We start from the raw sequence: 7,162 nt of genomic DNA on the forward strand, positions 1-7,162 counted from the left end.
GACCTCATAGCTCTGATGTACATGCTCCCTCCCCATTACCCGACAGGCACTATCAATCGTTTTGCCTCGGGCATTTCTGTTTTTGATATACTCAAAGCCATTGTCGCCAGGAAAATGTGCAAAGTGACTAAAGATAAATGGAGAATGTTATGATCAGGCAGAAGATTTTACAGCAGCTCCTGGAGTGGATTGAGTGTAATCTCGATCACCCTATCTCAATCGAAGATATCGCACAGAAATCTGGCTACAGCAGACGCAATATTCAACTCCTGTTCAGAAACTTCATGCACATGCCCCTGGGCGCATACATCCGCAAACGAAGACTTTGTCGGGCAGCCATTCTTGTCAGACTTACTGCCAAATCAATGCTTGATATTGCGCTCTCTTTGCATTTTGATTCACAGCAGTCATTCAGTCGTGAATTTAAAAAATTGTTTGGATGTTCTCCCAGAGAATATCGGCACCGTGATTTTTGGGATCTAACAAATATTTTACCCCCGTTATTAACGCGTCAACATCAAAAGACCGATTGCTCATTAGTCCATCTTCCTGAAACACGTATTTTTGGCAATGCATTTAAATATGATATTGAACTGTCTAATACGCCACCAGATGAAGAAGTAAAACTGCGTCGTAATCATTTATCCCGGTGTCTTCAAAATTTGAAGATGGATATCTATTATGTCTCAGCATATACACCATCAACAAAATCGGTAGATTTACTCACAGTTGAAACTTTCGCCGGTACAGTCTGTAACCATACGGATACAGATATGACAAAGGAATGGATAACGGCTGGAGGGCTTTATGCATCTTTCCGCTATGAAGGAGATTGGGAGCACTACGCTAACTGGGTGCGGAATCTCTATCTGATAGAACTGCCTGCTAGGGGGTTAGTCAGAGTCAACGGCAGTGATATTGAGCGATTTTACTACGATAAAACTTTCGTAGAAAAGGATAGCAATTATGTTGTTTGCGAAATTTTCATCCCCGTTCGCCCAGCTTAGTTTGTATCTGTGTCACATTCTCACATTAAGGATTACCCTACCCTGCTACCGTCTAATCAGTATCAGGGTAGGTATTTAGTGGAATAATGGCGTTGAGAATGTCAACGCCATTATTCTTTATTACAGCGAGTTTTTCATTCCGGGGACAATTATTTTACGACCTCCTCACCCTCTTCAGTAGCAGCTTTCACAGCGTTAATTGTCACAGTCACAGGCTGTATTTCGTACCCGCCATACGTCAGAGTGTTGAATGTAAATGTATATTCCCCTGGCTTAGTGGTACTGAATTTACGCGTGATTTTCCCGTTCACGAAATGGTCAGCTTTCGACGGCAAGAACTGGTAATCATTCTCCGTCACGCCTTCCGGAGCCTTAATGTCGACCCACATATTTCCCCCAACAGGGTTGCCAGCCGACATCAGAGTAACATCCAGCGTTGCGGTCGCCACTCCGTCTGCTACCAGTTCTTTTACATCAGATGATGCAGCAAGTACTGCATTTTTATCATCCGCAACGAATCTGGATTCGGCAGTTTTCGTCGATACCTGACCGTCGGTCCGATTCACTTTCGCTGTTAGCGTATATATCGCCGCTTTAGTGGTAGAAGCGGTGAATATAGCCTGCCCTTGCTCATTAGTTGTTGCAGTCCCGTTCGGCTCCAGATCTAATGTTGTCGGGCTGGCGGTCAGCGTCACTTCACTACCTTGCACAAGGTTGTTATTGGCATCAGTAACCGTAACTTTATAAGTCTGTTTGGCTTTACCATCTGCCAGTGCACGGTTGCCAATCACCTCAATACTCGAGATGGTTGCCGTAGCCTTGTCAGCCACAAACGTGATGCTCTGCGCATCCGACATCTGGTCATTTCCTGCCGTTGCGGTGATTGCATACGTTCCCGCAGTCACAGAAACGACTCGCAGCTCGGCTTTACCTTCATCGCTGGTCTTCACCCAGGTACTCTCGTCATTAAGCGGTGTGACGCCCCGAGGCAGATTAAAGGCGACCATAGTTCCGGGAACAGGGTTGCCGTTTTTATCCTCAACAGTTGCCGTCAGCGTAAAGGCATCTTTGCCGTTTGCTGCTTTTTGATCGACGGTATCAACCTGAAGGCTTGCCTGACCGGTTTTGGCATCCGCTTTGAACTTCACCGTGGCAGTCTTCTGATTTTTATTCACCGAGACTGTGATTGTGTGTTCCCCGGCAACTGTGGACATCAGCTCAATATCGGCTTTACCTGCCGCATTCGTTGTTACCGTATTCCCTGTCTTGCTGCTCACTCCCTCAGGCAGAGTCAGTGTTACCGTTTGATCCTGCAACGGGTTACCATAGGAATCTGTTACGGTCAGGGTAACCTTGTTGGCGGACTGTCCATCAGCCAGTTGGTTATCAACATTCACTGAAATATCGTGAATGTTAGCCTCAGAAGCGTTACCCACAACGTTCAGCAGTAGTGGTTTCGAAGCAGCATCTTTGCCATTCACTCGAGGCCAGATAACCAGTTGACCGGCTGCAGAGCCTGTGGTTAACGTCGTAACATAGGTGCCATTGCTTTGTTCTGTCCAGGTTCCTGCCGAAGGTTGTTCCGTCCCTGTGCTGGCTACGCCACTAAATTCTGGAGCATCAGGTTTCAGACCACTTACAGGGTTACCGTTCGCATCCTTCGCCGTGAAGGTCAATTGTGTCGTCGTTTTGATCATCGGGGCTTCATTATCTGCAACAAGCGTGGAGTTCACTAACGACATCTCCCCGGCGGCGATGGTGACAGAAACCGCCTGCTTCAGAGCATCAGCGCCATCAACGCGCGGCATGATGGTCAGCTCACCAACTCCCGTTGCGCCAGCAGTCAGCATCGCCGTATAGGTTCCATTGCCCTTCTCCGTCCACTGACTGACGGATGGGCGCTGCTGGTTGACGTTGTATGCATCACCACCAAATTGCGGTGTTTCCGGTGTAATACCGGTGATTGCGTTGCCGAATTTATCCTTCACAGTCAGCGTCAGCGTGATGCTTTCGCCTGCGGTAATCGACGTTTTTGATACGGTCATTTCCGAGTGGTCAACCGCAATAGTCCCCGCTTTAACGTTAACCGGAGTTGCCTGTGCTGTAGCGTTTTTGCCATCGATCTGCGGCATAATGTTCAGCGCGCCTGCCCGCGTTCCCGAACGCAGAACAGCCGTGTATTCGCCGTTGCCTTTATGGCTCCAGCCTGTAACTGAACTACCAGACGCAGCGTCACCGGAAAGCGATGCGCCAAGTTTAGCGGTGTCGATATCGGTAAGCGCGTTTCCAAACTGGTCTCTGGCGGAGAAAGTCAGTTCCGTCGTGCTTTCAATAGCAAGGTTGGCATCTTTTACTGTCAGCGTTGAAGTAGAAACTGCCTGATCGCCCGCGACGACAGTCAACTGCGCGGCGTCGGTGGCTGCTGGCTGGCCGTTGAATAACGGCATAATGCGAAGATCACCTGTCTTTCCGCCGGTGGTCAGCGTAGCGACATAGGAACCATCGCCTTGCTCGCTCCAGTTGGAAACGTTCGCCCCTTCAGACGCAGCTCCCGTCAGGCTTGTCGACAGGGAAAGACCGCTGATTGCGTTACCATGCGCATCTTTTGCCACAAGCGTCACAGTCGTGCTTTCCCCTGCTTTTACGCGATCCGCTGCAACGGATACTTTCGACTGGCCTGAAGATAAAGCATCAGCTACCACAGTCACTTTCGCCGCATTAGCTGCAGCATCCTGACCGTTGATCTTCGGCATAACAATTAATTCACCCGCCGTAGTACCCAGAGAAATCTGCGCAGTCCACGTCCCGTCGCCATTATCCGTCCAGCCTGAAACGGAAGAACCCGCAGCGGCAGTCCCCGTTAATGACGGTGTATCTGGAGTGAGACCGGTCACCGGGTTGTCATAGGCATCTTTTGCTGCCCAGATAGCTGTAAGCGTGCCACCAACTACCGGTTTATCCGGGTTCAGGGTGATGGTTGAATGCGCTGCATCAAGCGGTCCGGCGACAAACTTCAGCGTTTGTTGTAACGTTCCCAACTGATACTGCTCGCTAAAAGCACGCACAACAATGTTTCCGGCGCGGGTTGAAGAAACCGTGGCGCTGTAAACCCCTGGGTTTATCTCCGAAATGCTGCCAATGGTAACGCCATTGCTGTCCTGTGGAACAAATCGCAGGCGGCTGGCTTCTCCCGTTACAGGGTTGCCATCGGTATCCACGGCAGTAAGCGTCAGCGTGTAGGATTGCTGACCATTGGCAACCACGTCACCTGACGGCTCATTCACGCTCAGAGTCGATTTTGTCACATCCATCATAGTGGCACGCAGTTCAGCAGTGACGGTTTTGCTCATGCCATCAACGCTCACCGTAATGGTTGCTTCACCTGATTGCGTACCGGTGGTGAAGACCGACTGGTACACCCCGGCTTCTGTTTCGGTGATCTCCCCCAGAGTTGGTTGCGCCTGTGATTTAGCAGACTTAATGCCCCGCGTTACGATGTTTCCGGCAGGTTTAAACGTCAGTTCAGTTTTGATCTGATCTTTCATACCCGTGATTGGCTGCCCCTCGGCGTCTCGCAGAGACAGAACCAGCGGCTTTTGCGCACTCCCGTTAGCAAGCATTTGGATACGGCTCTCACCGTCAAGCGTTAACGTAGTACGATCGGCGCTCATACCTGCCCCGGTGATAACCACTGCAGTCTGTACGCGTTTTGAGGCATTGCCTTTGTTATCGTATGCGACCGCAGAAATTGCGTAATAATTGTCTTTGCCTGCCTGATAAGCCGGGAGCGTCACTTGCCACTGGTTACCCTGACCGGTAATTTTACCGCCTGCAGCCAGCAAGGACGGCGCTTCCCATTGCACATTTTTCAGACCGTGAGTTGCTTTGCTGACTACAAGACCAAGCGAAACCGTCTGTCCGCCCTTACCTTCAATACGATCAGGCAGAGCAATACGGATCACCTCAGCTTTGCGATACTCAAGAACAATATTGTTATTACGTTCAACCAGATCATAACGGCTGCCTGCGAGTACCCGACGCTCGCGAATGCTATCCGTATCGAGTTGTTTCTCCAGAGGTTCGCCAAACCGGTAGTTAACTTCCAGGCCAAAGCGAGTGTCATTCTGACCGCTCTTGCCCTGCTTGTGCTCTGCACTCAGTGTCAGAAGAGGCACTGGCGTATAGTTCACCTCAGCAGAAATGGCATGTGGGTCTTTCTGGCGCTTATCTTTACCAAACAGCCCTACCTCATCGCCATAATATTGTTCATACATCAGGCTTGCGCCAAGCTGCGGCCATGCCGGTAAATATCCCTCTGCGCGGATATCCCAACCATTAGCCGGACGCTCTTGATAATCCTCAATATCCGGCGATTTTTTCCAGCCAGAAGCCCGAATATAACCATTGGCACTCAGTTTCAGATAATCGCGCCAGTATTCCGCACCAACGCCAATACGGGTATGACTACGGGATAAATCATGATCGATAAATGTGTTCAGCCCCGCCATCCAGTCATTGCCTGAAAAATGACGCCAGCCGAAACCAATATTTGACTGAGTACGATCGTCGGTACGATGTATTGCCCCCTGAGTGAACAGCATATCTGAAGGCGTATCATAAATCGGATAAAGCATTTCCAGCGAAGAGTCCTTCAGCGAGAAATCTTTATCGACATTCAATTTGACACGCGCCGTACCATATTTTCCAAGCCACTCCTGGATTTCCTGGGTAGCCTTAGCTGTGGCCATTCCGGTAACAAAATTGCGTGTCGCATCGCTATCCGGCTGACTGCTTAAAAATTTACCGGCATTCGCGGCAAACGACGCGATATTTTTTTCTGCATTATTGTCAGTCGCAACCGCAGTATTTTCCGTACTTAGACGAGGCAGAGCCGCTCGCGCCGTCATTGTCGGCGTAAAGGTGACAGCCAGTGGAAAAAGAACCTGAATAGAGATGTTTGCCCACGCCACGCAGTGAGCCAGGGCTGAATAACGAAAGCGTGGTTGTTTATTAGCTTTTTTAAAACGTGACATTGAGATAATTTCCTGATGAACGAATTAACGAACATAAGCAAACGCAAATAAAATGTTTGCTTGTCAGAAAAACCGGGTATTTCCCGGTTTCCTTTTCCGCAGAAAAGGAAATACCTTTATGAAAGAAAGCGCATCGCCACCCTGAATATTCAGTGGTTGCAATAACTCGTCTGGTGACAGGGCCGGGATTATATTTTTGTTTGTAAATATGAATTTAGCTTTTTGTGCAAGAGCTAATATAAAGGGGCAAGTTCTATTGGATGCTGACTAAATTATGGTTACCTGGTTATTTAGAATTGGATTGTTTAGGTATCGTTACTGGCCTTTTATAGCGGAAAGGCATTTCAGTCAAAATAAGTCAATAAGCCTTCGGTGGTATGCCAATCCTCATTTATAGTCATGTGTTCTTCGATTAGGAAATATCTTAATCACTCGCGATAGACATTACTTAATTTTTCGCATAGTCATTATCTGCATACATCTATACTGGACGATTGCTGAAGGAATAAAAACCTCACCCGCCAGCATGGTTGGCAGATATTTCAGTAATAACCTTTGTTATTTGACAATCTTATCCATCGCTTTCATAAATTAATGACGAGCGAATAATGATATTTTACGAGCTGATTTTTATGTGATAATCATGGCGCGTAGTAAAATCACAGAAAAATAACAACATATCACTCAAAACCCCTTATCGGAAACTGTTGTATCTCATTGTAATTAATTATGAAAAACACACTGCACTTATTCCGAAAATCAAAAATCGGTTAGGATTTTGTTATTTAAAACCCAAGCCATTACGCTTGCTTACTTTATCGATAAATCCTACTTTTTTTAATGCGATCCAATCATTTTAAGGAGTTTGAAATGGATAAGAAGCAAGTAACGGATTTAAGGTCAGAACTACTCGATTCACGTTTTGGTGCGAAATCTATTTCCACTATCGCGGAATCTAAACGTTTTCCGCTGCACGAAATGCGCGATGACATCGCATTCCAGATTATCAATGATGAATTATACCTGGATGGCAATGCCCGACAAAACCTTGCCACATTTTGCCAGACCTGGGACGACGAAAATGTTCATAAGCTGATGGATCTGTCGATCAACAAAAACTGG

Annotated in this window: 3 protein-coding genes; 2 read left to right on the forward strand and 1 reads right to left on the reverse strand. The window is 47.8% G+C overall.

The genetic code is table 11. The annotated features are described in order from the left end of the window. Nucleotides 1-149 precede the first annotated feature (149 nt). Complete coding sequence (locus A7098_RS23340; protein WP_024212694.1) at nt 150-1,007, forward strand: helix-turn-helix domain-containing protein; 858 nt, start codon at nt 150-152, stop codon at nt 1,005-1,007. Nucleotides 1,008-1,156: 149 nt separating this feature from the next. On the opposite strand, the gene A7098_RS23345 is transcribed toward A7098_RS23340, so the two are convergent. Continuing rightward, nucleotides 1,157-6,040, reverse strand: coding sequence for an invasin domain 3-containing protein (locus A7098_RS23345; protein WP_105281497.1), 4,884 nt, complete (start codon nt 6,038-6,040; stop codon nt 1,157-1,159). An 870-nt stretch (nt 6,041-6,910) separates the two neighbouring features. Here A7098_RS23345 and A7098_RS23350 point away from each other — a divergent pair. Continuing rightward, nucleotides 6,911-7,162: pyridoxal-dependent decarboxylase (locus A7098_RS23350; protein ID WP_301005571.1), on the forward strand; the 252-nt coding region annotated here is incomplete at its 3' end.

Source organism: Escherichia sp. MOD1-EC7011 (genome assembly GCF_002965005.1).
In the GTDB taxonomy this organism is placed as follows: domain Bacteria; phylum Pseudomonadota; class Gammaproteobacteria; order Enterobacterales; family Enterobacteriaceae; genus Escherichia; species Escherichia ruysiae.

Excerpts from the sequence above, each read along its gene's own strand:
- A7098_RS23340 (WP_024212694.1), top strand. The coding sequence starts at position 150 with ATGATCAGGCAGAAGATTTTACAGCAGCTCCTGGAGTGGATTGAGTGT.
- A7098_RS23345 (WP_105281497.1), bottom strand. The coding sequence starts at position 6,040 with ATGTCACGTTTTAAAAAAGCTAATAAACAACCACGCTTTCGTTATTCA.